We start from the raw sequence: 26,702 nt of genomic DNA, 5'->3' as shown, positions 1-26,702 counted from the left end.
TACTTATCAGTTAAAAACAGCGAACAGCTGCTCGTTCAACCAAAGGTGCACCACGATGCTGGCAAAGAAGCCAACCGCAATAGCTGGTGCCCATTTCAGATGACTGGCAAAGGTGTAATAGCCTCTGGCCTGTCCCATCAGTGCCACACCTGCCGCTGAGCCAATCGACAGCAGGCTGCCGCCAGTGCCGGCGGTCAGTGTGATCAGTAACCATTGGCCATGCGACATATCCGGCTGCATGGAAAGCACGGCAAACATTACCGGAATATTATCGATAACTGCTGACATTAAGCCCAGAGCAACGTTGGCGTAGGTGGGCGACCATTCGTTGTACAGGGTGTCGGAGAGCAGGTGCAGGTATCCCAGGAAACCGAGGCCGCCGACGCACATAACAATACCGTAAAAGAACAACAGCGTGTCCCATTCGGCGCGCTGAACTCGGCTGAAAACATCAAAAGGCACCACGCTACCCAATCGTTTGAGGCGTTCCATGTCGCCGGCGCGCTCTGCCATTGCACGTTTGCGTGCCAAAGAGCCCGGCAGCGTCATGCGCAGGAAGTAACCGAAGAACTGTAAGTAGCCGAGGCCCATCATCATGCCAAGCACCGGTGGTAAATGCAGGAACATGTGGCAGGCCACCGCCGTTGCGATAGTCAGCAGAAAGAGTCCGGTAATGCGCAGGGCGCCCCGTTTTAGCTCAACTTCTTCGTAATGGGCATGCGGTTTTTTATTGTCAATAAAGAAGTTCATAATCAGTGCCGGTAACAGATAGTTCACAAGTGACGGCAAGAACAATACGAAGAACTCCTGAAACTCTACAATGCCAGCCTGCCAGACCATAAGGGTGGTGATGTCACCAAAGGGACTAAAGGCGCCACCGGCATTTGCTGCGACAACAATACTGACGCATGAAAGGCCGATGAACTTTTTATCACCATCAGCAACTTTCATCACCACCGCACACATGAGCAGGGCAGTGGTCAGGTTGTCGGCGATAGGTGAGATAAAAAACGCCAGAAAACCAGAGAGCCAGAACAGCTGACGATAGGTAAAACCTTTCTTTACCATCCAGGCGCGCAGCGCGTCGAACAAACGGCGCTCTTCCAGCGCGTTGATATAAGTCATCGCCACCAGCAGGAACAGCATCAGCTCAGCAAACTCAAGCAGGTTATGGCGAAACGCATCTTCTGCTACGCCGGGAAAACCTTGGTCGACATAGACCCAGCCAATCATAATCCAAATCAAACCGGCGGCGACAAGTACCGGCTTGGACTTACGCATATGCAGGCGCTCTTCGCCCATAACCAATATATAAGCAGCGGTAAAGATGATGATGGCAACAATGCCAACGGTTGAGGTGGTTAAATCAAGCGGACCGGCTGCAGCGAAGGCTGCCGGACTTACCAGCATAGCCGCGAAGGCGAACAAAAGTAGCTTCCACATGTGTCGATTTCCTTGCACACAAAGGTTCTGGGGGAGTTTTGCGCGCATACTAGCACAGAATATGAAGAAGCCGTTGCTGACATTATGAATTTGTTACAGGTCTTTAGGCGTACCTCGGAAGAGGTACGCCGTTACTTGTTTTAAACCTATGATTCATCGTGCTTTTTTACTTGTTTATGCAGCACCCGGCGGTACCAGGCGCGGGGCAGGAAACGCTTCATATACCAGGCAAAACGGCCATGCCGGTGGGGTAATGTATAGCTTTGTTGACGTTCCAGCGCCCGCATGATCGCTTTGGCGATATCGGTCGCATTGAGCTTGCTTTGGCTCATCAGTTTCTCAAGTTTTACGTCCATGCCTTCAATACTTGAGCGCATGCCTTTACCCAGGTTGGTCTTAAAGAAAGAGGGGCATACAGCGGTCACTTTAATATTGTCAGCGGCAAGCTCGTTTTCCAGGGTTTCCGACAGACTTACAACCGCAGCCTTGGTGGCATTATAAGAGGTCATATTAGGGACATCGAGTAAACCGGCCATTGATGCTACGTTAACGATATGACCGCCACCTTGCTGTTGCATGAGCGGAATAAACGCTTTACAGCCCCGCACCACTCCAAGCAGGTTAATATCGATAATCCATTGCCAGTCACTGATGCTGGTATCGGTAAGTTTGCCCACCTGCGCGACGCCTGCGTTATTGACCAGCACATCAACACCTTGCCAACGCTGTTCGAGTACCCTGGCGACATTCTCAAGGTCGCTGATGCGGGTCACGTCGCAGGGAAAGAATAACGTCGCAGGCTGCAGTCGTTGTAAACTCGGCAGTACCGCCTCACCCCGTTCAGTGTCACGGTCGAGAATGGCAACCTGCCAGCCTTTTTGTGCTGCCATTTGTGCCAAAGCATAGCCCAGACCACTAGCACCGCCTGTGATAACAATACGTTTTGTTTGCATGAAAAGACCTGTTAAATGGTTTCTAACGAGATGCGGTTTCGCCCGTTATCTTTACTTTGATACAGTAATTTGTCGGCCTGCGCAACCAGACGACGGAAGCTACCGCCACTGAAATTGTGCCGCACTTCTGCAATGCCCATACTTATGGTAACCGGTATTACCTGGCCGTTGACTTCGCAGTAGGTAGCGAGCTTGTTCTGGAACTCCTCAACCAGTTCCAATACGTTTTCACTGGCACTGACAAAAAGGGCAAATTCTTCGCCACCATAGCGACCGCAGAGACAGCCACGCCGTTCAAAATGTTCTTTTATGAGTGCGCCAACACATTGAATACATTCATCGCCCACCGGATGCCCCATGGTGTCATTGATACGCTTAAAGTGATCGATATCCATCAGAATCAGCGCAATCGGCTCACGGGTCGCCATTGCTTCGTGATAGCGCTGCTCAGCAAGATCATCAAAGGTACGGCGGTTTAATAACTCGGTTAAGCCATCTTCACGCGCAAGCTTTTGCAGCTTGAGGTTCAGGCGCTCGAGATCCGCAGTTTTTTCATTTACCTGCTGCTGTAGCTGACGGTTAAAGTCGACCATGACTTTACGTGCGGCAATAAGGTTATCAGCAATGGTGCGTACTTCGCGCGTCATTTCTCCGCGCTCTACAGCCAGCGGAGTTTCGGTATTATGCCGCAGTTGTTTGGCCAATTGCTCGAGAGGACGATTAAGATCTTGCGCGAAGCGGCGGGTGACAAAGGCAAACAATAACGCGATTAATGCTAAAAACAGCAGCAGAATGATCAGGTTATCAAGAAATAACTGAGTAATAATATGCGGGCTGGAAAATACGTAAACATGCCAGCCGTAACTGTTCAGGCGTTGAGTGTACAGCAGATCGCGACTTTCGATGCGGGTCAGCGGCAAGTCCTGGGTGTATAAGTTAGGTAATAAAACAGGCTCGTAGGTACTTAAGGAGCGCAAGTTAAGTTCGGGTGTTGCGAAAATCACCTGATGTTTATCGTCCGTAACAATCACGGACTGGTAGTTGGCGTCGATATCGGTTCGATGTACTAGCACGGATAATTCGGGCACATTCAGCGAGCCTTCGATAATGCCCCGAAATTCGCCATTCACCATCAGTGGTTCGCTGATCGCAATAATGGGCTGGGTACCAAACCCGCGGCCCCGGAACGCACTTGAGACATAACCAAGACCGTTGGCTTTGGGGGTAAAGTAATACGGGCGATCACTAATATCCCGGTTAACTGCCGGGTTATTTTGCAGTACGGCAAATTGCGCAGCCGGAACACCATGCACAATCTGCCCCTCGTCATTGGCCAGCAGCATTGAGATAAAGCCGGGATGATTCTGCTGAGTGACTTCCATCAGCTTTATTTTCTGGTCGAAGTCCTGCACCACCAGCATGCTGTCGCGGAGATTGTGAACTGCCACCACATAATTATTGACGAAGTCTTCGCTAACCTGACGCAGGCTATTGGCTTTCGCGCCAATGTCCGAAACGATTTGTTGCTCCACCTGCTGCGCCGAGCGCACGGTGTAGAGCAGCGAGAACGAAAGTGAACTGATGATGATGCAGAGAAAGCTTAGATAGAAAACCCGCCCGCGTAGTGAGTCGGACACTGGCTTCATGGCGACGTTGCGCCACGACTTCGGAACCAGCTGGTAAAGTAGTATCGCCAAAGCGGTGTAAAGCAAACCATTGAGTAGCAACTTCGCCAGCACCAGTATTAAAAAACTTTGCGGCACATCAATGATGGTGGGTAAGTAGGCATAGCTTAGTGGCGCACCAATTACCAGCCAATAAATAAGATCCGCCATTAAAATGGGTACGCGGCGCTGATATAAAAACCAGACAACGATGACTTCAGCGGCTAAGGTAACGAAGAAAAAAGAGTTATAGGTGTATAGATAAACCGCAATGGCGGCAATAAAGGTACTGACTAACGCTGCCAGCAGGCCCCGGGTAAAGAGGGCCAGGAACACAAAGGTCTGGCCGAGTAAAATAGTGACAGAGCCGTAGAGTTCGAACGCCAGAAAATAATTGATCAGTGCGGCCACGGCACCAAAGCCAATACCGGCAAAAACCTGGGTCAGCTTGTCGCTCACATTGCCTGCTGGAAGGGCTGCCACGGCGCGTTTATCCTGCCTGTTCATCATATTTCGAGACTACCACAAGTTCGCAACACAAAGATATTAATTTTGTAAAGCGACATGTGGCTCTCGATTTCCCTGAACTTGCTGAGTTTCGACCGTATTTGCTTCGACTTCGCGCTGCATAAAAATAACCTGTCGCCACTGTTTATCTGCGAGCAGCTGCGTCTGTTCAGCATAAAAGGGACTGTCGGGATCTTCAGACTGACCGTAGGTCAGCAGCGCCTCCGCGTGCGGACCTTCAGGAGTAAAAGCCACAGTAAAAATAAAGCTGCCGCCACCGGTAATTGGATAGCCGCGATCGGTGAGTGTTGACCAAGGCTTCAGCCGGTTTGACTCGGGAAACGGCCCGATGGTATCGCTGCCACGTTGGTCCATCATGTTAATGACGCCGTCGTAATGATGCCCGCCATGCAACGGAATGAGTTGTTCATTGCGCGGGGCCTTTTGTTGTTCTCCTAAGCGCGCGTCGAGGGAAATCTCTTGTTGTTCCAGTAGATCCGCAGCGAGCTGGAGTGCCGCCATGGCCTGCTCTGCATTACCTAAACCGCGCGGTGTGGCATAAGGGTCGTCTGCTGAAAAAGGTACCCGGTAGAGTTGTGCCTGCTCAGCATTGACCAGATGTTGGTAAGCGAATATCCACTCGCGGAACAACACGGCCCCACGGCTGGAAATATCGTAATTGCCGGTAAATTGCGACAGTGCCGCGCAGGCCTTGCTGAGCGGTAATTGTTGCGCGCACACATCGGTCAGCTCGGTATAAAAAATGCGGTAGGCCATTGAGCCATTGGTAAAAAGTGCCTGTTGCACTTCTTTTAAGTCAAAACGGGCATCAGTGCCCCGGTACGCCGGCTCGGTCAGATAGTGTAAATTCATCCGTGAGCGCCAGCTTATTGCACTATCAACGGGCCCATACAGCGGACTGCGCTGGATATCCCGTGCATCTTTGTGCGCCACCCAATAGCTGTCGTTGGCATTAAAAACGTAATCGTCACGGATCAGACGTGGCCGCTGCGCAAAAGGAACCGATTCAGCAAGCGGCTGGCCAGAGGTCGGTTGCCAGCGAAAATCGGAGCGACTGCCGTTGAATAACATTAGTTGCCGTTGGTCGTATAGCTGTTGAATTGTCGGACTCTCACTATACATTTGTTGCCACTTTTCAATCGCCTCTTCACTGAGGTTGCCGACGCTGGAGCCGTCAATATAAACCGCTTTGCCCTCACTACCGGTAGCAATGGTATTGACCCAGGGTAAGGCATTCCAACGCTCATGTGCGGCGATAAATTGCGCCATGTTGTCGGCCCTGGCCATATCAAGCCATTGCTCGAGAATGACAAAGTTATCGTAGTTCACGTCGTTGATGGCAAAAGCCGTGGTCTCAGTCCAGTCAAAGCCGCCGAATTTGACCAGTGGACCATATTCACTGAACCATAGGCTATGTTGTTGTTCCGACGTGGCGCCGTCCGGACCTTTAACTTTCACACTAACCTGGCGCTCTTCAAGCTTTCTACTCTGGCCATCAACCATGTAACTTAACGGATCATTTGCAGCCAGTTGCAGCTGATAGACCGCCAGACGGCGACTGGCAGAAACCGTGTGCGACCAGCCAAGGTGCTTATTAAAGCCAATTGCAACCCCGGGAATGCCCGCCAGACTGACCCCGTATACGTCATATTCATCCGGAATGGTCAGGTGCTTTTCCCAGAAGCGATTGCTGCCAAACCATGGGTAATGAGGGTTCCCCATCAGCAGACCCCCCTCATGGGCGGTCAGATCATTGCCGATGGCCCAGGCATTGGAGCCCAGATGATCTAAAGCAAAAGCTGATTCAGCCTGTGCGAGCAGCGCCGCGCCGGCGTCACGACCCGTGATTTCTTGCTGTGGCGGTGTAGCCTGATACATGGCTCCGGCGAGTAAAGGCAAGTTAGTGGTGATCAGGTAGCCTCGCGCAAAGATATCGGTGGCTGACACCTGACTTACCCAGCTTTGTCCCTGACACCAGCTACCGGGCTTATTAGTAGTCGCCAGATAATGGTTCACGCCCGCAGCATAGCCGCTTAACATGTCTCGTAACTGTGGACGCAAGGTGGTAAATGCCTGTTCCGCCCGCTCATAAAGTCGCAAACTTTTCACAGCGGCGTCACTAATAGCGAACCGTTGTTGTGGACCGGCGCCTAAATGCTGTGCCAGCTCGCCTCGTACCTGCGTCACCACGTAGGAAAGATTACAAATCTGATCTCGGGCGGCAGCGTAACCTTCACCGAAGCCTAAACTGCCATAATCGTTTGCTTTTATATGGGGTACACCGTGTGCGGTATAGCGAATTTCAGCCTGATAACCGGGCGTCTGAACTTGCTTGCCAGTGGGCGAGCAGCCAATAAGGGTAACCGCCAGCAAAGGCAGAAGCGTTTTGTGCATGTTATGACTCCGGAACAGACTGAATGTTTATTCAGATGTTAAATCAAATCGCAGAACTTCGGATGCTAAATGCTAACTTTAAGTTTTAGTAAGAAATTTTCCTACCCGCAACTAAAAAGCACGGACAACGACATTCATCTTTGCATCACAAGTTATTCAACAACGCCCACGACAGATGCGTTAGTCCGCAATGCTGCTTGATTTTTGGTCTATTATTCAACGCTTAGGACAGGAGGACCTTTGTAGTGAGGGATGGACTAGCTAAAAGGTGTTTCTGGAGGAATACCGATGCAAAAATTACCCTTTTTACTAACCCTAATGGCATTTGCAATGGGTTATTACCCCAGCACTGCAAGTGCTGATAATCATGAAGACGACGCGAAGTTTTACCTTTCAATGAGCGAAGTGCAGGTCAAGCTCGGCCACAGCACGGCATTCCTTGACGCAGTAAAGGCCTGGAAAAGCTGCTATGAAGGAGCCGGTGGTACCTCACCCTGGAATATCTGGCGCCGCTTACAAGGTGAAAGCAATACTTTTGTATTAACCAGTTCTCATAAAAACTGGCAAGCTTTCTTTGCTGAGGATGAAGCGTCAAAGGCGTGCGAATCTGTGGCGCGTGAACAAATTGTACCGCATATGGAAAAAGCCTGCTTTCACGTGGCTAGCTTTATACCCGAGTGGAGCGATAGTTCTGACGCATCGAGCAGTTATGTTGCCGTTTACAATTTCAAGGTACGCGACTACAGACTCTTCGACAGCACCGTTGAAGCCATCGAAAAGGCCATCGACGATGACGGTGGAACTGATGCTTTCTGGTATTACGGTATGGGCGGCCGCGATCAGGCAGACTACTTTGTGGTAGAGACTTTTGCTGACACGGCAGCGCTGGACGCTGATGACCCCGGCGTGTGGAAACGTCTCGAAGCGGCTGTCGGTGAAGAGAAAAAGAATAAGTTACAAAGCGACTTTATGAAGTCAGTCGATGAGTGGTGGAGCTACCTTTATATCCGCCTGGAGGAGGTAAGTTATTCTGGTGCCGAATAAAAATTAGTCTAATATTAGGAGTAAAGCAGCGAGCTGGTATTCCAGCTCGCGCTTGTTTTGACTTTTTAAAGTTGTTAATCAAGAAGAAGGAAACCGCGGATGCCGGTAAAACTCGAAGACCGACCTATTGCGCAGGTCCGTGAAGAGACCATAGATAAACTGATCGTTAATTACAGTCACGATGTTATTTCGCAAGAGGCGTTTGAGCGTCGCCTGGATGCGGTGATGGCCACCGAAAGCCATCAGGAGATGGTTGACTTAGTAGCGGATTTGCCTCTCGCAGCGGATAGCGAGTACCAACAGCGCAAAGAAGCCACACTCGGCAAACGCGAGCATCGCGAACCCGAGTCAAAGGTGACCTGTATTTTAAGCAATACCAGCCGCAAAGGCTTTTGGGAGGTGCCCGAGCGGCTTAAAGTAGTTGATGTATTGGGCTCGATCACCCTTGATTTTACTGAAGCACAATTACCGCAACGGCATGTTGAGATTGCGCTGAGTAGTTTTCTGGGCTCGGTCAGCATAGTGATTCCTGAGCACTTCAGCGTGACTTCCAGGGTTGGCGATGTTTTGGGTTCTAGCGAAGCTTACGTACCGCCCAGTGACGTTGAAACCAGCCATATTATTACAGTGACCGGCTGGTCTGTTTTAGGATCTGTCGATGTCTCGGTGAAACGCAACCTGCGGGAACGCTGGGTGGCGTTCGCTAATGCCATGCGCGAGACCTTCGGAATGGGGCAGCGAAATAATGGCGACAGTAGAACTAAATAAACTACGGCAAGTTGCGATTACCGTGTCCGATGTCGAGCAGGCATTGGCGTTTTACCACGAACAGTTTGGCCTTGAGCTACTTTTTAAAGCGGGACCGAACCTGGCGTTTCTGGACGCCTCCGGAATTCGCATCATGCTCACCACACCACAAGGTGCCGGCCAGGTAGGCGCCAATTCCATTTTATACTTTCAGGCCGAAGATATTGTCAAAGTGCACCAACAGCTGGTCGAAAACGGTGCCACCGAAGAGCGCGCGCCACAACTTGCCGCAAAAATGCCTGATCATGAGCTGTGGACTAGTTTCTTACGTGACCCCGACGGTAACCTGGTAGGGCTGATGGAAGAGAAGCGCTAAAACGAAAAAAGCCCCGCACATGAGTGCGAGGCCTTTAGAATAATGGTGCCCAGAGGCGGAATCGAACCACCGACACGAGGATTTTCAATCCTCTGCTCTACCGACTGAGCTATCTGGGCAACGGGGCGTATTAAACGAGTTTTTCGGCTTCGAGTCAACCGCTTTTTCGCGATTTTGTGCCGTTTGCTCAGTAAATACGCACTTTGCTCGTTTTTACACCTTAAGGTAGGTGCTACCGGCTAAACATTTCTCGTAATAGTCGGTCCAGCGCACACCTTCCCGAGGGGCAATGTGGCCTTTGCGAACTTCACGGTCAATGCATTTTTTTACGGTTTTCGCCATAAAGTCGGTGTTGTACTGCATAGTTTCGAGCACTTTTTCAGCGGACGTTCCAGGCACGACCTCCTCAATGTAGAAGTCACCTGGCTCGTCGTCGTGTACGTAAACGTGCACTTCGGTCAGGCGGCCGAATAGGTTATGCATGTCGCCCATCACGTCCTGATAAGCGCCGGTTAAAAACATTCCCACATAATAATCCTCACCTTTTTTCAGGGTGTGCATAGGAATGTTTTCACTAATTTCAGTGCCCTCAATATACTTGCTCAGCTTACCGTCGCTGTCACAGGTAATGTCAACGATAGAGCAACGCACCTCAGGCTTCTCCTGTAACCGGCTGACCGGCACAATCGGTAGTACTTGGCCAATGGCCCAAGTGTCAGCAGCCGACTGGAAAATCGAGAAGTTACACAGATACTGGCTGGCCAGCATGTCTTCAAGTTCTTCGAGTTCCTGAAAAACGAAGGCTTCACGGTCAAGTGAGCCATGCAGCTCGCTGAGTAGACGCCAGTACATGGTGTCGAGCTTGGCCATTTCAGTCAGCGACAAAATCCCCAGCTTAAACGCTTCATAAGCGCTTTGCTTAAATGAGGCCGCGTCATTATAACGCTCCTGTGGGTGCAGCTCGGTCGCGGAGACCAGCTCACGCATGTTGCTGACCAGAATGTGCTCGCCGTCTTCGGCGCTGATATCAAACTGCGCGCCGGTATTTTTAATTTCGCCAACAATGTTGGTAACCACGCAGCTATGGTGAGCCGTGATTGCTCGGCCACTTTCACTAACCAGATTCGGGTGCGGAACATTTTCCAGATCACAGATCTGTTTTACGCCGTAGACCACGTCTGCCACGTACTCTTCGGTCGAGTAGTTGCGCGAAGAGTCAGTCGCTGAGCTGGTGCCATCATAGTCAATGCCAAGACCGCCACCGATATCCAGGTATTCCAGCGGCACGCCTTCCTGCACCAGCTTCGCATAGAGGCGCGCGCCTTCAGATACCGCTTCTTTCACCTTACGAATATCAGACATCTGACTGCCGATATGAAAGTGCAGCAGCTTGGCGCAGTGCAGCATGTTCTCTTTCTTGAGCAGCTCGATAATGTTCAGAATTTCAGTAATGCTTAAGCCAAATTTTGCCCGATCGCCACTCGAACCAGCCCATTTGCCGCTGCTACGGACCATCATCTTGCTGCGCAAGCCAATTAGAGGCTCCACGCCAAGCTTTTTGGCCAGCGGGATCAACATTTCCAGCTCACTGAACTTCTCAATGACGATGATCATTTTGCGGCGCAACTGACGGCCGAGCAGGGCGAGCGTCAGATAATCTTCGTCTTTGTAACCGTTCAGTACAGTCAGCGCCTGCGGATTTTCATTATAGGCAAGCACTGCCATAAGCTCAGGTTTTGAGCCGGCTTCAAGGCCGTAGCTGTAGGGTTCGCCCGCGTCGATGATTTCTTCAACCACCTCACGCATTTGATTCACTTTAATCGGGAATACACCCGAGTATTTACCGTCGTAGTTAGCTTCTTCGATGATTTTCGCGAAGGTTTCATTCAGGATCTCAACTTGTGAGCGCAAAATATCATGAAAGCGAATGACCGCCGGCAACTGAATACCTTCAGCGCGGATCTCGTCCAGCACGTCTTTCATATCAATGGTGACGTCCGGCAAGCGATGATTCGGTGCAATCTGAATATTACCGTTATCGCCAATGGAGAAGTAGCCAGCGCCCCAACGGTTCACGCCGTAGAGTTCTTCTGCGTCGTCAATACTCCAGTCGGTGGTGGTATCGCCCATTAGCGAGCTCCTTTTTCGTTTAAAATGATCAGTAATTCACGGACGATTTTTGCTGCAAATACGTCTGAGTTGCCAGTTGGGTCAATCTCCGGAGACAATTCCACGACATCTGCGCCGACCAGGTTTTTATTGCGCAGAATCTTCATCAGACTCACATAGGAATGAAAGTCTTCACCACCTGGCTCAGGCGTACCGGTACCAGGCAAGAATGACGGGTCAAAATAGTCCAGATCTAAGGTCAGATAAATAGGACGTTCGTCCGCAATCGCCGCGACACTCTCAAGAAAGTCTTTGCGCGAGGTACGCACTGTATTGTGCTCTTTCATGTACTGGTATTCTTCGCGGGTACCAGAGCGAATGCCGTACTGAATTAGCTGGTGCTCAGGACCGAAGTGGTCCAGGCAGCGGCGCATAATCGATGCGTGCGAGTAATGGTAGCCCAGAAAACCGTCACGCAGGTCTGCGTGGGCATCCAGGTGCAACAGCACCAGATCAGGATACTGCGCCAGGTACTTGCGAATAGGCGCATATGAAATGGAATGCTCACCGCCCAGGGTCAGCACACGGACGTTGTGCTTGGCCAAATCAAGGTCGCCAAACAAGGTATCAAATTGATCGCTGGCATGCTGCCACTGGCCCTCAATATCCTCGCCATGACCTAAGGATAAATTACCGAGGTCATAGAATGGCAGGTCGAATAAGTCGGCGTCGAGGTAAGGCGAGTACGATTCGATATCTTCGGAAACCGCGCGCAGGCCATCAGGGCCATTGCGGGTGCCTTTACGAAAACAGGCCGTACCGTCAAAGCCGAAACCAATCATGTGAGTCGAGTTGGCGTGAATGGCGTCATCTACTTTGGCGCCAAAAAATTCGCGCACCGGGCTCACAGTCTGGATAGTTACGGAAGTTACCGCGTCAGTTTGATGTTGGCTCAAGGTCAATCACCTCCGTCGTTGCAACAGGGCAGCATAGGTCATAGAAAAAAGGGGGGCTATTATCTGTGCAAAAGTCCCGAAAAGCTATACCTGTGCTGCGTTTTTCAATCTGTTTTTGTACGCCGATCTTTCTTCACTGGATTAAATATTTCATGCTGAATACGTAGCAGATTCTGATCCAGCGGATTTTTCTTCTGCCAGGTGTCCGGTAAAGGTACTGCCACGCACTGATTGGCCTTCTTTCCCGCCATTACCCGGTGCTCGCCGTTTAGCAATAATTCGATGGCATGCACGCCCAGCTCGGAGGCCAGGATGCGGTCGGCCGGAGCAGGGGCACCGCCGCGTTGAATATGGCCTAGCAAGCAAGGACGACACGGCAGATGATGCTCGGCTTCAAGTTGTTCAGCTAAAGCAACCGCGCCACCCGGCCACTGATGCTCGCTCAGTACCATCACGTAGCTGCCTTCACCGCGAATTTCCTGTACCCGCTTGATGTGCTTTACCAGCGCTGCGACCGTCAGTGGCTTGTCCTTTTGTAGCTCGGGTAAAATCATCCGCTCGGCACCTGCTGCCATGGCGCTGCCAAGTCCGATAAAGCCAGCTTCACGGCCCATGACTTCAACAATAAATACGCGATCCATCGCGTCTGCCGTATCGCGAATTTTATCCAGTGCATCCATCGCGATGTTTACAGCAGTGGCATAGCCAATAGTGGCATCAGTGCCATATAAATCATTATCAATAGTGCCCGGCACGCCAACAATTTTTCCCTGCCAATGGTTGGCCAAATGATCAGCGCCACGGAACGAGCCGTCGCCGCCAATAATCACCAGCGCGTCAATAGCTAAAGCATCCAGGTTTGCCGCAGCTTCCTGTGCGGCTGCTGCATCTTTAAAGCGTTTGCAGCGCGCACTTTTAATGATGGTGCCGGAATATTGCAGAATATGCAGCACGTCTTTTGCCTGCAGGACAACATGATCATTATCAAGTAAGCCCTGATAGCCGTGCCGGAAAGCGACGGTTTCAATGCCGTAATGTTCCGCTGCCAACACCACGGCGCGCAGTGCTGCATTCATCCCTGGGGCGTCACCGCCACTTGTCAGTACACCAATTCTTTTTATTTTTTTTGTCGCAGACACGTATCCCTTACTCCTGTGCATTGTGTGTCCTAAGTTATTTGGTAAGCTTATCGAACTAATTACGAATAACAAGCGATCGAGTTGATGACAATAGAAAAAAAGCCTTCAGCAGAGGCAATGCAGGCCTGGGCCACACGTTGTTTGCGCAAACAAGGCGCAAGCGGGGACGTGGCGACGGCGATGGCGGAACATCTGGTGGCCGGCGATCTTCTTGGTTTTCGCACCCACGGCTTATTGCGCTTGCGCTACAACCTACAGGCTTTACAGCGCGGGCATACCAAAGGTCACGGCGCGCCAGAGGTAGTAAAACGTCGCGCGGCCATTGAACTGTGGGACGCGCAGTTACTTTCCGGCTTATACGTATTGCCCCGGGCGGTGGAGAGGGCTATGCAGATGGCTCGTGACTATGGTACCGGAACTCTTGTCGTGCGCCGGGCGCAACATGTTGCGGCATTGGCTGTTTATCTTGAGCAGGCGACGGATGCCGGCATGTTGATACAAATGATGTGCAGTACGCCCGCGCAGCAGGTCGTCGCGCCTTTTGGCGCAAAGTCAGCCTGTTTCTCGCCGAATCCTTTTGCTATTGGTGTTCCGACGTTGCAAGAACCGGTACTGCTGGATATGAGTTTGTCGATGACGGCGGCAGGTAAGGTTCGTACGGCGCTGGCTGAAGAACGCCAGTTGCCGTACCCGGCGCTGATTACTGCCGCAGGGGATTATACCTGCGATCCAGCGACCTTTGTGGCAGATCCGCCGAGTGTGCTGGCGAGTCTGGGCGGCGAGCAACTGGGCTATAAAGGAACCGGCTTAAATCTGTTCAGCGAATTCTGGACCCTCGGCCTGAGCGATTACGGCCGCGAAGACGCGGCTGCGGAAGATGGCGATGCCAATACCGTGTGGCTACAGGTGGTTGACCCAACTGCCATCAGTGAGCCCGGCGCTTTTGCCCAACAGGCCAGTCAGTTAGTGACGGCAGTTAAAAAGGCCGAGCCTATTGATCCTAAGAAACCCGTTCGAGTGCCCGGTGCTGGTGCACTGGCAACGCGGCAGCAGCAATTAGCTGAAGGCATCAGTTACAGCGCAGCCACCTGGCGTCAGTTGCAGTGGTGCGCTGAATTTTGTGATGAGCCGTTGCCCTAGGGCTGCAGGCGTTCGATAACCCACTCACCGTTTGCCTGGCGGGTATAAGTGAAGCGGTCATGCAAACGGTATTTTCCACCTTGCCAGAACTCAAAGAATTGTGGCTCAATGCGATAGCCGCCCCAGCTGTCGGGCATCGGAACCTGTTCGCCTTCATAGTCTGATGTCAGCTCATGATAGCGTTGCTCCAGCTCGTCCCGGCTAGCAATGGGCGAGCTTTGCGCCGATGCCAATGCGCCTAACTGGCTGGCGCGCGGGCGGCTGTGAAAGTATGCCTCACTTACCTCGCGGGTGACCTTGCTGGCGCGGCCTTCAATGCGCACCTGCTGCTCGAGTTGCAGCCAGGCAAAATGCATAGCCACGCGGTCATTGGCAGCAATGTCATCGCCTTTTTGACTGGCATAGTTAGTGAAAAAAACAAAGCCTTGCTGATCGAAGTCTTTCAGTAACACGATGCGCTGGTGAGGCTGGCCCAACGCGTTGACCGTAGCCAGGGTAAAGGCTGTCGGATCAGCCAGCAAGCCACTTTCTTTTGCGCTTTCGAACCATTGCCCAAACTGCTGGAAAGGGTCGGCGCGCAAAACACTGCGACGCAGTTGCGCGCGCTCATAATCCCGACGTTCGTCGTGTAACTTCATAGTGCTTGTTTCCTACTCTTGATTGCGCTGATAAACCGCTTCCCCGGCAACATAAGTGGCCAGGACATCGGCCTGCCATAGTTTATCGTCGCTCACGGCAAAAGGATCTTGATCCAGAACAATAAAATCGGCCCATTTGCCCGGCTCCAGACTACCAAGTACCTGTTCCTGGCCTGAGGCATAGGCGGCGTCAAGTGTGAAAGCACGCAGCGCCTGCTCTAAGGTCATTGCCTCATGCGCATACCAGCCACCTTTGGGCTGATCGTCGCGGTCCTGACGCGTCACAGCGGCGTGCACACCGAAGAACGGGTTGGATAACTCAACCGGAAAATCTGAACCTGCAGCAATAATAGTGCCCTGTTCTAAAAAGGTCTGCCAGGCATAGGCACCCGCCATACGAGCTTTACCTAGACGGTCTTCTGCCATGTTCTTGTCAGAGGTGGCATGAGTCGGCTGCATTGAGGCGATAATGTCGAGCGCTTTAAAGCGCGGAATATCGTCCGGGTGAACGACTTGTGCATGCTCAACACGATGGCGTAAATTGCGTCCGCCAATGGTGGCGAAGGTCTTTGCAAACTTGTCGAGCGCGATACGGTTCGCCCGGTCACCGATGGCGTGAATATTGATTTGGAAGCCGTGTGGGATGACCAACTCAAAGAGCGCCTCAATGGCGCCGGGTTGGGTGACCAACAAACCACGATTATTTGGGTCGTCATGATAAGGTTCAATCAGGGCTGCGCCGCGACTACCAAGCGCACCGTCGGTATAAATTTTCACGCTGCGTACTGTCAGGCGATCATCTGCAGTGGTAATCGCACCTTGTTCAAGCAATTGTGGCAGTTTCGGCTCAGTAGCGCTTAGCATCGCGTAAACGCGTACCGGCATTTGCTGCGCCTGCGCTAGTTCCTGGTACACCTCCAGGTTGAGCGCATCAATACCGGCATCATGTACGCCGGTAATACCTTCAGATACCAGGTGATCAAATGCTGCCTTTAACGCACGACGATGATAGTCGGCATCCTTGGCTGGAATTTTGCTCTCCACCAACGCCATTGCGTTATCAATCAGCACACCGGTCGGTTCACCGTTCGCGTCGCGAATAATTTCACCGCCTTCAGGGCTGACCGTGTCTGCGGTGATACCGGCAAGTTCCAGCGCTTTGCTGTTGGCCCAGCCGGCATGGCCATCCACCCGGGTCAGCCATACCGGACGGTCGCTGACAAACTCATCAAGACTGGCGACAGTAGGAAAGCGCTTGGCAGACCAGTTCTCCTGATTCCAGCCCCGACCAATTACCCAGGGGCCCATTTCGGTGGCGGCGAAGTCGACCACCTGCTTGACCGCTTCTGTTTCAGAGCGAGCATTGCGCAGGTCAACCTGCATGAGATTTTCACCTAAGCCGAGCATATGACCATGGGCATCAATAATGCCGGGTAATACTGTTTTACCGTTCAGGTTTACTTTATCTGCCGCGGCGACGGAGTAAAGCTCTTGTAGTTCTTGAGCGTCGCCCACCGCTGCAACCTTACCGTCTTGCACCAGCAGGGCGTTGAACTCGCGAAGCTCGGCGTTGTTCCCGGGCTCGCCGGTTAGAGTATAGCCTTGTAAATTAAAATAGAGTTTCGTTTGTGCATTTACTGAACAAACGACTAAGCTAAACACAGTAGCTAACAAGGTTAAAACAATTCTCATAGTTTACTCTCTGTAGGGTTTATAACTATATTCGTATTACTTGTTTGATATTTATATTTATTTACAACTAAAACGTTAACTTAATTTTTTTACACTATTTTTAGGTGTAGACTAACTTCACTTTGGTACTTAACTCAGTAAGAGTGCAGAACGCCATGAAAATTCTAATAATCGATCCACAGTTTTTCACTCGCGCCGGCCTGATCCACTTATGCACGAGCTACTGCTCCGAACTGGCCATCTTCGAGGCCCCCAACTTTGAGCTTGCAACTGACTATTTAAAGCATACCAGTCAGTATAATTTAATCTTTCTCGATATCGACTTACCTGACGCCGAACTGCGGCCCACTTTAGCATTTATCAAGAAATACGCACCTACTGCTCATGTGGTTCTGTTTTGTTGGTCGCGACCTATGTCGGAAATCCGGCAGGCATTGAGTGCGGGCGTCCGCAGTTATCTGCCTAAAGATTCCTCCTCGGAAGACGCTAAGTACGCAGTGCGGGCCCTGCTAAAAAATGATCGTTATGTTCCTGATGAATCGCGGCTGACTGAAATTGCTCCGCGCAGCGCTCAAGCTGAGAGTTTCTTATCGCCGCGGCAACTCGAGATCATGCAGCTTCTGGCGCAAGGACTTTCGAATAAAGAAATTGCGACGATTCTGGGTATCACCGAAGGTACCATCCGGGTTCACTTATCTGCTATCTTTAAAGCTATCAAGGTCTCTAACCGCACTGAGGCGACCTTATGGTACCTTTTACGACAGAAACGCCTGGTAAGTTAACATGCAATTAAAGCAGCTTCTAGAATCTTTAGAACTGCGTCACCATGCCCCGACCGAGCAGTGGGACCCGCAATATTGCGGTGAAATTCCATTGCATATCGACGGGGAGGGCAACTGGTTCTATCAAAACTCTCCGATAAAACGTCAACGTCTGATCAAACTTTTCGCGTCTGTTTTAATCTGCAAAGATGGCGAGCACTTTTTAGTGACGCCTGTCGAGAAAGTAAAAATATCGGTGGCAGATGCACCGCTTATTGTTACCCAGTGGCAGCGTGTTGCGGCCGATAACCAGACGGTTATTCAGGTGACGACCAATATTGATAGCAAATATCCGCTGTCCGCAGATTATCCTTTAGTTTTAAAAGAAGACCTGCCTTATATTCAACTTGATCATGGTCTGCTGGCGAAAATACACCGTAACGTTTATTACCAGTGGGCAGAGATTGCTGAGATCGATTCCGCGTCCGGCACCGCCCGGTTACGCAGCGGCAGCGAGGTATTTACGCTGGGTTATGTCTAAGTTCTTGATTTGCTCGCTGCGGGCGCCTGCTATATTATGCGCAGCTTAAATAAGCGCAGAGGTAAATACACTCTATGAAACCGATTACGGTTGCCATCGCGCAACTCGACTTCACTGTTGGCGCAATTAAGCGCAATACTGAGACGATTTTGTCCGTACTGGGTCAGCAAGAAGACGCTGATATCGTCGTTTTTCCCGAGCTGGCGATCACCGGCTACGCGCCTGAAGATCTACTGTTTCGTGCTGATTTCGAGCGTCTGGTCGATGCCGCCGTGCAACGAATTGCCGATGCGGCGCAGCATCAGGTGGCGGTCGTAGGACACCCGCATCGGGTTGGCAATGAGCTGTTCAATAGTGTTTCGGTGCTGCACCGCGGTAAATGTCTGGCGCGTTATCAGAAGCAGCGCCTTCCGAATTATGGCGTATTTGATGAACAGCGCTATTTTATCCCGGGCCACGCGCCCTGCGTGTTTGAATGGCAGGGGCACCGTATCGGTTTGACCATATGTGAAGATCTCTGGCGTCCTGAGCCGCTTGCCCGTACTGTCGCCGAGGGCGTCGACTGGGTGATATCTATTAATGCGTCACCATTCGAAGTGGATAAGCATCCGCAGCGCATGCATGTCATGCAGCAACGGGTACACGAAAGCGGCTGCCCGATCATGTACGTCAATAATTGTGGCGGCCACGATGAGCTGGTATTTGATGGCCACTCTCTGGTGGTCGACAGTGACGGTGAGCTGGTTGTTGAGTTACCGCATTGTGAGCCTTGCTGCGCGCTGGTGCGCTTCGACGCGACCGGTATACGTCCGCTGGACGAAAGGTTCGCTCCTCGTCCGGAGCCGCAGAGCAAAGCTGAACAAGAACAGCTTCGCTACCAGCAAATTCACCAAGCACTGGTGCTGTCGATTCGTGATTATGTGTACAAAAATGGCTTTACCGGGGTTACCCTTGGTTTATCCGGTGGTATTGATTCGGCCCTGACGCTGGCTCTGGCCGTGGAAGCCCTGGGAGCAGAGGCTGTACATGCGGTGATGATGCCGTTTCGTTACACCTCAAAAATGAGCCTTGAGGATGCCCAGCAACAGGCTGAAACCCTTGGCGTACGCTATGATGTCATCGCTATTGAACCGATTTACGAAAGCTTCATTAAGCAGTTGGCCCCGCAACTGGCGGGCTACGCGCCGGATAGCACCGAAGAAAACCTGCAGGCACGGGCGCGCGGCGTAATATTAATGGCTATTTCGAATAAAACTCGCTCACTGGTATTAACCACCGGCAACAAGAGCGAACTGGCCGTGGGTTACTGTACCCTTTACGGGGATATGTGCGGCGGTTTCGCCCCGATCAAAGACGTGCCGAAGATGATGGTTTATGCACTGGCGCAATATCTTAATGACCGGTCTGACATTGACGTGATCCCACAGCGGGTAATTGACCGGCCGCCGTCGGCCGAGCTGGCGCCGGGCCAGAAGGATCAGGACACGCTGCCGGATTACGAAAGTTTAGATCGCATTATCAGTCTTTATGTTGAGCATGACTGGTCGCCCAATGAAATTATTGATGCCGGCTTTACTCATGCGGATGTCTTGCGTGTTGTGCGTCTGATTGATATTAATGAATACAAGCGCCAACAAGCCGCCGTGGGCCCGAAGATTACCGCGCGGAATTTTGCGAAAGATAGACGCTATCCTATTACCAATCATTTTCGCTATGAATTAGAGCGGGAGTTAACCTTAGAGGCAGCAAATGAAAAAAATCGAAGCAATCATTAAGCCGTTTAAACTTGACGATGTGCGCGAAGCCCTGTCTGAGGTTGGTATTGCCGGCATGACGGTCACTGAAGTCAAAGGTTTTGGCCGCCAGAAAGGTCACACCGAGCTGTATCGCGGCGCCGAATACATGGTCGACTTCTTGCCTAAGGTAAAACTTGAAATTGTTGTCGCTGACGATCAGGTCGAAGATTGTATCGATGCAATTATGGAAACCGCGCAGACGGGTAAAATCGGTGATGGTAAGATTTTTGTCAGTACCATTGAGCGGGTGATTCGTATCCGCACCGGTGAGGAAAACGAAGACGCCGTGTAATCACGGCGTCAGTTTGAACTATTAAGAACTTCTCGGCGGCTTACAAATAGCGGCTGCCCGGGAAGTTTGTCTCAAGGGTCGCGCGGGCACTGTCACGTAACTCTTCCAGCCCCAGCACGTCATAACTTTCCATCATAATCGCCAGCGCTTGTTCCGTTTGTGGCACATCAGGATAGTTTTCCAGAACATACTTACCGCGATTTGCCGCTGCCAACCAGGCATCACGCTTCATGTAATACTCTGCTACGGCAATTTCATACTTTGCCAGACGGCTTTTAATAGCGATCATCCGCTGCTTCGCGTCGGCCGCATATTTAGAGTCAGGAAAGCGGCGTAACAAAGTTGAGAAATCATTGAACGCTTGCTCAGCCTTGCTGGGGTCGCGGTCAGAACGATCAATACCGACCATTTCCTGAATCACGTTCGCGTCTGCGCGCTGATTGATCAAGCCACGCATGTACATAACATAATCAAGGTTCGGGTGATTCGGGTTTAACTGCATAAAGCGATCCACTTCGGCCAGCGCTTTATCGATATCACCGAGCTTGTAGTTCACATAGATCTGGTCCATTTGCACCTGGTGGGCATAAGGACCAAACGGGTAGCGCGTGGCGTGTTGTTTCAGAATACGCTGGGCGTTACTGAAGTTACCCGCGGCAATATTGCCTTGCGCGCGCTCGTATAATAACGCGGCGTCGTTAAGTACCTCAGCAGACAAGTCTTCATCCGGAGAACTGGAGCATGCGCCGAGCATGATGGTAAGCGCTAACAGCAAACTAATACGCAGTTTCATAAGTTATTGTTCTGATCTCTGTTGATTTAGTTTTGGTGCATAGCGCGCCAAACAGGTACACTATTCACTTCGAAATTGCATGCATTCTATCGCAGCCTTGGCTGCTTTCACAGGTCCATTGTTTATTTTATGAGTGAACATATTGAATTAACTGGTACGGTCCCTGCCTCTTGCAATGGCAAACGCTTGGACCAGACGCTCGCGGAGTTGTTCCCGGATTACTCGCGCTCGCGCTTAAAAAACTGGATTACCGACCAGTGCGTAAAGGTCGACGGAAAGCTTGTCGATAAGCCCCGCGAAAAAATGATTACCGGAATGACCGTTGAAGTCACCGCTGAGCTGATTGAAGAACAAAGGTTTGAAGCGCAACCGATTCGGCTCAATATTGTTTACGAAGATGACGCCATTATGGTGATTAACAAACCGGCAGGCCTGGTCGTACACCCCGGTGCCGGCACGCCAAGCGGCACCTTGTTGAACGCTTTGCTGCATCATTATCCGGCTATTGATCAGGTACCGCGTGCCGGAATTATTCATCGCCTCGATAAAGATACCACCGGCCTGATGGTAGTGGCGAAAACTCTGCCGGCCCAGACCCATCTCGTGGCAGCCATGCAGGAGCGGGAGATCACTCGTGAATACGAGGCGGTCTGTAACGGCGCGATGACCGCCGGCGGACATGTCGACGAGCCGATTGGCCGCCATCCGACGAAGCGCACGCATATGGCGGTGGTGGCAATGGGAAAACCTGCGTTGACCCATTATCGTGTGGTGGAACGTTTTCGTAATCATACCCATCTGCGACTGCGCCTTGAAACGGGCCGGACACACCAGATACGGGTACATATGGCCCATATCCGCCATCCGCTGGTGGGTGATATCACCTATGGCGGACGTCCGCGCCCACCGCAGGATGCCAGCCCGGAGTTACTTGCCTACCTGCGTGGCTTTAAACGTCAGGCATTGCATGCGGCGCGCCTGTCGCTGCATCATCCGATAACCGGTGAATGGCTGTCGTTTGACGCGCCGACCCCTGATGACTTTGTCGAGTTAGTAAAGTTACTGCGCGCCGACCGCAACGCCCATGCCGAAGAATAGTATTACCCCGGCATGGGTGTTACCAAAGGGCGTGCGCGCTTGCGTCACTACCACCACGGAACCGGGTAATCTTGCCGCGCATGTCGGCGACGACCCGGCGACTGTATTGCGGCACCGCAGGCAGTTACAGCGGCGTTTGCATTTGCCGGTGCAGCCAAAATGGTTGGCGCAATGCCACGGTACCCGCGTGGTTCAGTTTGAGACCGCGCGGCAGGGTGCGGTAGCCGATGCTATCTGGACACAGCAGCCAGCATCGGTCTGCGCTGTACTAACTGCTGATTGCCTGCCGATTCTGCTCTGTAGTGACGACGGTCAGGTAATTGCTGCTATTCATGCCGGCTGGCGCGGTCTGGCGGCGGGCATTATTACGACGACGCTGGCCCAGCTACCCGTTGCTCCGCAACGACTTAGTGCGTATATCGGCCCGGCAATTTCGGTGCGTTATTTTGAAGTCGGCGACGAAGTTCGTCAGGCGTTTGCGACTGCGCAACTGGTTGACTCGGCCACCTTCCATGCGCATAACGACCGTTGGCTCGCCGACCTACCGTTACTGGCTGAACGCATGCTTGAACGGTCAGGTATTGCTGATGTCGTGCAAAGTGGTTTGTGTACTTTCTCTGACCCGCGCTTTGACTCCTACCGGCGCGATCGAAACTGTGGCCGCATTGCCAGCCTGATTTGGAAAATTTAGCCTACCCTGCTTGAAATCGTCTATTTTATACCCACATAGGCTACAAGGACTTATTAGCGTATGTGAGGTTATAAATCATGCGATTCGACAAATTAACCAATAAATTCCAGATGGCCATTGCCGATGCGCAGTCGTTGGCGCTTGGACGTGACCATCAATATATTGAGCCTGTGCATATTATGCAGGCTTTGTTAAATCAGGACGGCGGTACCCTACGACCGCTACTGACGTATTTACAGGTCGATACCAATCAGCTGCGTGCGGCACTTAGTGAAGCACTCGATAGCCTGCCTCAGGTGGAAGGTATTGGCGGCGAGGTGCAGGCATCGTCAGCCACCGGCACCTTATTGAACCTTTGCGATAAGTACGCGCAAAAGCGTAACGACCAATATATTTCATCAGAGCTTTTTGTGTTGGCGGCGACTGAAGACAAAGGCAAACTCGGCGACATTCTCAAGCGTCTTGGCATTACCCGTAGCAAAGTTGAGCAAGCAATAGAACAAGTGCGTGGTGGCCAGAATGTTAATGAACAAAGCGCCGAAGACCAACGCCAGGCACTTACGAAATACACCATTGATCTGACCGAGCGGGCAGAATCGGGCAAGCTTGACCCCGTCATTGGGCGCGATGATGAGATCCGCCGGACTATTCAGGTTCTGCAACGCCGCACCAAAAATAACCCGGTACTGATTGGTGAGCCTGGCGTTGGTAAAACCGCTATCGTCGAAGGTTTGGCGCAGCGTATTGTCAATGGCGAGGTTCCCGAAGGTCTGAAACATAAACGCGTGCTCTCGCTCGATCTTGGGGCGCTGCTTGCCGGTGCCAAATACCGCGGTGAGTTTGAAGAGCGGTTGAAAGCCGTGCTGAACGAGCTTAGTAAAGAAGAAGGCCGCATTATTCTGTTCATTGATGAACTGCATACCATGGTCGGTGCCGGGAAAGCCGACGGTGCCATGGACGCAGGCAATATGCTCAAGCCAGCCCTTGCCCGCGGCGAGCTTCATTGCGTAGGTGCGACGACACTGGATGAATACCGCCAATATATTGAAAAGGACGCCGCGCTCGAGCGACGTTTCCAGAAGGTACTGGTAGATGAGCCTTCAGTAGAGGACACCATTGCAATTTTGCGCGGTCTGAAAGAACGTTACGAAGTGCACCACTCTGTACAAATTACCGACCCGGCAATTGTCGCTGCGGCGACACTGTCTCATCGCTATATCAGCGACCGGCAGTTGCCTGACAAAGCCATTGACCTGATCGATGAAGCTGCGTCGAGTATCCGTATGCAAATTGACTCGAAGCCGGAAGATCTTGATCGACTTGAGCGCCGCATTATCCAGTTGCAACTGGAGCAAAAAGCGCTGCAAAAAGAGGACGATGAAGCCAGCAAAAAGCGCCTGGAAACCTTGGAGAAAGAGCTCGAGGAGCAACAGCGTAAATATGCCGAGTTAGAAGAGGTCTGGTTGTCCGAGAAAACTGCGGTACAAGGCGCGCAGAATATTAAAGCGCAACTTGAGCAGGCGAAAACGGATCTGGATATCGCGCGCCGCGCGGGTGATCTGAACCGCATGTCCGAACTGCAGTACGGCAAAATACCGGAGCTTGAGCGGCAACTGGCTGCGGCGGTCGAAGCGGAAGATCAGGAGATGACGCTGTTAAAGAACAAGGTGACTGAGGAGCAGATTGCCGACGTGCTATCGCGCTGGACTGGTATCCCGGTGAGTAAAATGCTTGAAGGTGAGCGCGAGAAATTACTGCAGATGGAAAGTCAGTTGCATCGGCGCGTGGTGGGACAAGACGAAGCAGTGACTTCGGTCGCGAATGCGATTCGCCGTTCACGTGCAGGGCTTGCTGATCCGCAACGGCCGATTGGTTCGTTCCTGTTCCTCGGCCCTACCGGTGTGGGTAAAACGGAACTGTGCAAATCGCTGGCAGCGTTTTTATTCGATACCGAAGATGCAATGGTTCGCATTGATATGTCTGAGTTTATGGAAAAACATGCTGTGTCACGCTTAGTCGGTGCGCCCCCGGGCTATGTAGGCTATGAGGAAGGTGGTTACCTGACTGAAGCTGTGCGTCGCCGTCCGTACTCGGTCATCTTATTAGATGAAGTTGAAAAAGCGCATCCGGATGTCTTCAATATCCTGTTGCAGGTGCTGGATGATGGACGTCTGACCGATGGGCAGGGGCGTACGGTTGATTTCCGTAATACGGTGATCATCATGACCTCGAATCTGGGTTCTGATGTCATTCAGGAAAAGGCGCACGAGCAGACCTATGAGGAAATGAAGGCCAATGTCGTGGAAATATTGCAACACCACTTCCGGCCGGAGTTCCTCAACCGTGTTGATGAAACCGTCGTGTTCCATCCACTGGCAAAATCGGAAATCCGTTCGATTGCCGAAATTCAGTTACAACGCTTACATAAGCGCTTAGCTGAACGGGATTATCAGTTGGAGTTAACCGACGCAGCCTTAAATCATCTTGCGGCGGCAGGGTTTGATCCGGTGTTTGGCGCACGCCCGTTGAAGCGAGCGATCCAACAAGAAATCGAGAACCCTCTGGCGCAACGACTGCTGGCAGGCGAGTTGCTACCTGGTCAGGTAATCAAGGTTGATTATCAGGATGAGGCGATAGTGATCACTCAGTAATCGAGCGCAAACGGTAGCTGCGGGCTGCAATGGCTATTTATTGCAGCTCGCATGCTATGCTATTCTTCACGGTCTCAACTTTTTGTAATCGGGAAGCTTTATGCCAAATAACGCATCGACTAAGAATCGCGGAATCTTTTTACTACCTAATTTGCTGACCACAGCAGGTCTGTTCTCGGGGTTCTTCGCGATTGTCGCCTCAATGAATAATCAGTTTGAATCAGCGGCGATTGCTGTTTTTGTGGCGATGGTATTCGATGGCCTGGACGGCCGGGTGGCCCGCATGACCAATACCCAGAGCGACTTTGGTGCCGAATACGACAGTATGGCTGATATCGTCTCATTCGGTATGGCTCCGGCACTGGTTATGTATAACTGGGCGTTATCTGATTTAGGTAAATTTGGCTGGCTGGCTGCATTTATATTTGTTGCCGGTGGGGCACTGCGACTTGCACGCTTCAATACGAACCTGGCTACCTCTGACAAGCGTTATTTCCAGGGCCTGGCAATTCCAAGCGCCGCTGCCATTGTCAGTGGCCTGGTGTGGGTTGGTTCTAAATATGAAATCGAACCAAGCTCCATTAGTTATTTAGCTGCCATTATCACGATTTGTGCTGGCTTGCTTATGGTCAGTAACTTCCGTTACCACTCGTTTAAAGATGTGGACTGGCGTGGGCGCGTTTCCTTTGTCGTGATTCTGGCGATGGTTCTGGCATTTGTGGTCGTTGCGACCGAGCCTTCACTGGTCTTGTTCAGTATCTTCTTTATTTATGCGCTATCGGGTCCGATTCTGACGGTGCGTTCAGTGAAGCGGCTGGAACTCAAACATGTCGTTGGCGATACCGACGAAGACTGCGAAGACGAGAAAGAGACTGACAACAGCTCAAAAGATGCGCAAAAAGAAGAGAAAAAGAGCGCTTCTGAATAAAAAGTAAGCGATCAAATCTTTTTTCGAAAAAAGATCTTGCGCCGGCTTTCATGATCCTTATAATTCGCCGCCGTTGTCACCGAGGGCAAAGCCCCAGAGATAACGGCTAGCGGCGCTTAGCGCCTGAAAAAAAAGATCGAAAAGGATCTTGACGCTGGCAAAGGATGACGTAAAATACGCATCCCGCTTCAGAAAGAAGCGAACGTTCTTTAACAATATATCAAGCCAAGCAAACTGTGTGGGCACTTACCGGATTCAGGCAGAGAAAAAGCATCTTCGGATGCAGTATCTTCGGATACACCTGACTGATTGGAAAAGTGCTTAACAA

22 protein-coding genes and 1 tRNA gene are annotated in these 26,702 nt (G+C 51.6%); 12 read left to right on the top strand and 11 right to left on the bottom strand.

Features of this window, described 5'->3' with window-relative positions; all coding sequences use genetic code 11:
* Positions 1 to 6: 6 nt before the first annotated feature.
* From nhaD to CWI71_RS10950, 4 genes are all read right to left on the bottom strand, one after another.
* Entirely contained in the window at positions 7 to 1,410 is a 1,404-nt protein-coding gene (gene nhaD / locus CWI71_RS10965; RefSeq protein WP_126755346.1) for a sodium:proton antiporter NhaD, read from the bottom strand.
* Between the two features lie 179 nt (positions 1,411 to 1,589).
* Positions 1,590 to 2,396, bottom strand: coding sequence for an SDR family oxidoreductase (locus CWI71_RS10960; RefSeq protein ID WP_126755311.1), 807 nt, complete (start codon positions 2,394 to 2,396; stop codon positions 1,590 to 1,592).
* 11 nt (positions 2,397 to 2,407) lie between these two features.
* Complete coding sequence (locus CWI71_RS10955) at positions 2,408 to 4,543, bottom strand: sensor domain-containing diguanylate cyclase (RefSeq protein ID WP_198678780.1); 2,136 nt, start codon at positions 4,541 to 4,543, stop codon at positions 2,408 to 2,410.
* Positions 4,544 to 4,606: 63 nt separating this feature from the next.
* Positions 4,607 to 6,982: a penicillin acylase family protein gene (locus CWI71_RS10950; RefSeq protein WP_126755309.1), complete on the bottom strand. Its 2,376-nt coding sequence runs from the start codon at positions 6,980 to 6,982 to the stop codon at positions 4,607 to 4,609.
* Positions 6,983 to 7,270: 288 nt separating this feature from the next.
* On the opposite strand from CWI71_RS10950, the gene CWI71_RS10945 reads away from it, so the two are divergent.
* The 3 genes from CWI71_RS10945 (at position 7,271) to CWI71_RS10935 (ending at position 9,149) form a co-directional block, all read left to right on the top strand.
* A complete protein-coding gene (locus CWI71_RS10945; RefSeq protein WP_126755308.1) occupies positions 7,271 to 8,026 on the top strand; it encodes a hypothetical protein in 756 nt (251 codons plus the stop codon).
* Between the two features lie 99 nt (positions 8,027 to 8,125).
* On the top strand, positions 8,126 to 8,794 hold the full coding sequence (locus CWI71_RS10940) for a LiaF domain-containing protein (protein ID WP_126755307.1): 669 nt from the start codon (positions 8,126 to 8,128) through the stop codon (positions 8,792 to 8,794).
* Positions 8,772 to 9,149 carry a VOC family protein gene (locus CWI71_RS10935; RefSeq protein WP_126755306.1) on the top strand — a complete coding sequence of 126 codons (378 nt, stop codon included), beginning with the start codon at positions 8,772 to 8,774 and terminating at the stop codon, positions 9,147 to 9,149. The genes CWI71_RS10940 and CWI71_RS10935 overlap by 23 nt, the downstream gene beginning before the upstream one ends.
* A gap of 43 nt (positions 9,150 to 9,192) precedes the next feature.
* Here the strand turns inward: CWI71_RS10935 and CWI71_RS10930 are convergent.
* The 4 genes from CWI71_RS10930 to CWI71_RS10915 all read right to left on the bottom strand — a co-directional run bounded on the left by CWI71_RS10930 (position 9,193) and on the right by CWI71_RS10915 (position 13,353).
* A tRNA-Phe gene (locus CWI71_RS10930) sits at positions 9,193 to 9,268 on the bottom strand.
* Positions 9,269 to 9,362: 94 nt separating this feature from the next.
* Positions 9,363 to 11,279, bottom strand: a complete 1,917-nt coding sequence (gene speA / locus CWI71_RS10925) for a biosynthetic arginine decarboxylase (RefSeq protein ID WP_126755305.1) — start codon at positions 11,277 to 11,279, stop codon at positions 9,363 to 9,365.
* The gene (gene speB, locus CWI71_RS10920) at positions 11,279 to 12,214 is read right to left on the bottom strand and encodes an agmatinase (protein ID WP_241967724.1); all 936 of its coding nucleotides are present in this window, start codon (positions 12,212 to 12,214) and stop codon (positions 11,279 to 11,281) included. The genes speA and speB overlap by 1 nt, the downstream gene beginning before the upstream one ends.
* A 104-nt stretch (positions 12,215 to 12,318) precedes the next feature.
* Positions 12,319 to 13,353 (bottom strand): ATP-dependent 6-phosphofructokinase, encoded by a 1,035-nt coding sequence (locus CWI71_RS10915; protein WP_126755304.1) that lies wholly within the window; start codon positions 13,351 to 13,353, stop codon positions 12,319 to 12,321.
* Positions 13,354 to 13,437: 84 nt separating this feature from the next.
* Here CWI71_RS10915 and CWI71_RS10910 point away from each other — a divergent pair, with 84 nt between their 5' ends.
* Positions 13,438 to 14,493, top strand: coding sequence for an Ldh family oxidoreductase (locus CWI71_RS10910; RefSeq protein ID WP_126755303.1), 1,056 nt, complete (start codon positions 13,438 to 13,440; stop codon positions 14,491 to 14,493).
* Here the strand turns inward: CWI71_RS10910 and pdxH are convergent.
* Together pdxH and CWI71_RS10900 are read right to left on the bottom strand one after the other, a co-directional pair.
* Positions 14,490 to 15,131 (bottom strand): pyridoxamine 5'-phosphate oxidase, encoded by a 642-nt coding sequence (pdxH, locus tag CWI71_RS10905; RefSeq protein WP_126755302.1) that lies wholly within the window; start codon positions 15,129 to 15,131, stop codon positions 14,490 to 14,492. The two genes, CWI71_RS10910 and pdxH, sit on opposite strands and share 4 nt — an antisense overlap.
* 12 nt (positions 15,132 to 15,143) lie before the next feature.
* A complete protein-coding gene (locus tag CWI71_RS10900; RefSeq protein WP_126755301.1) occupies positions 15,144 to 16,823 on the bottom strand; it encodes an amidohydrolase in 1,680 nt (559 codons plus the stop codon).
* A gap of 155 nt (positions 16,824 to 16,978) precedes the next feature.
* Here CWI71_RS10900 and CWI71_RS10895 point away from each other — a divergent pair, with 155 nt between their 5' ends.
* From CWI71_RS10895 to glnB, 4 genes are all read left to right on the top strand, one after another.
* Positions 16,979 to 17,605 (top strand): LuxR C-terminal-related transcriptional regulator, encoded by a 627-nt coding sequence (locus CWI71_RS10895; protein WP_126755300.1) that lies wholly within the window; start codon positions 16,979 to 16,981, stop codon positions 17,603 to 17,605.
* A gap of 1 nt (position 17,606) precedes the next feature.
* Positions 17,607 to 18,125 (top strand): DUF1285 domain-containing protein, encoded by a 519-nt coding sequence (locus tag CWI71_RS10890; protein ID WP_126755299.1) that lies wholly within the window; start codon positions 17,607 to 17,609, stop codon positions 18,123 to 18,125.
* Positions 18,126 to 18,199: 74 nt separating this feature from the next.
* Complete coding sequence (locus tag CWI71_RS10885; protein WP_126755298.1) at positions 18,200 to 19,900, top strand: NAD+ synthase; 1,701 nt, start codon at positions 18,200 to 18,202, stop codon at positions 19,898 to 19,900.
* Entirely contained in the window at positions 19,875 to 20,213 is a 339-nt protein-coding gene (gene glnB / locus CWI71_RS10880) for a nitrogen regulatory protein P-II (RefSeq protein ID WP_126755297.1), read from the top strand. The genes CWI71_RS10885 and glnB overlap by 26 nt, the downstream gene beginning before the upstream one ends.
* 40 nt (positions 20,214 to 20,253) lie before the next feature.
* Here the strand turns inward: glnB and CWI71_RS10875 are convergent, their stop codons facing one another.
* A complete protein-coding gene (locus CWI71_RS10875; protein ID WP_126755296.1) occupies positions 20,254 to 21,006 on the bottom strand; it encodes an outer membrane protein assembly factor BamD in 753 nt (250 codons plus the stop codon).
* A 129-nt stretch (positions 21,007 to 21,135) separates the two neighbouring features.
* Between CWI71_RS10875 and rluD the strand changes: the two genes are divergently transcribed.
* The 4 genes from rluD (at position 21,136) to pssA (ending at position 26,374) form a co-directional block, all read left to right on the top strand.
* The gene (gene rluD, locus CWI71_RS10870; RefSeq protein WP_126755295.1) at positions 21,136 to 22,104 is read left to right on the top strand and encodes a 23S rRNA pseudouridine(1911/1915/1917) synthase RluD; all 969 of its coding nucleotides are present in this window, start codon (positions 21,136 to 21,138) and stop codon (positions 22,102 to 22,104) included.
* Entirely contained in the window at positions 22,091 to 22,795 is a 705-nt protein-coding gene (gene pgeF, locus CWI71_RS10865) for a peptidoglycan editing factor PgeF (RefSeq protein WP_126755294.1), read from the top strand. Before rluD ends, pgeF begins: the two co-directional genes overlap by 14 nt.
* 77 nt (positions 22,796 to 22,872) lie before the next feature.
* Complete coding sequence (clpB, locus tag CWI71_RS10860) at positions 22,873 to 25,446, top strand: ATP-dependent chaperone ClpB (RefSeq protein WP_126755293.1); 2,574 nt, start codon at positions 22,873 to 22,875, stop codon at positions 25,444 to 25,446.
* A gap of 100 nt (positions 25,447 to 25,546) precedes the next feature.
* Positions 25,547 to 26,374: a CDP-diacylglycerol--serine O-phosphatidyltransferase gene (pssA, locus tag CWI71_RS10855; protein WP_126755292.1), complete on the top strand. Its 828-nt coding sequence runs from the start codon at positions 25,547 to 25,549 to the stop codon at positions 26,372 to 26,374.
* Positions 26,375 to 26,702 lie beyond the last annotated feature (328 nt).

Source organism: Pseudidiomarina insulisalsae (assembly GCF_003987065.1).
Classification (GTDB): Bacteria; Pseudomonadota; Gammaproteobacteria; order Enterobacterales; family Alteromonadaceae; genus Pseudidiomarina; species Pseudidiomarina insulisalsae.
Note: the sequence above shows the minus strand (reverse complement) of the source record. Positions and strands in the feature narration are given on the sequence as shown.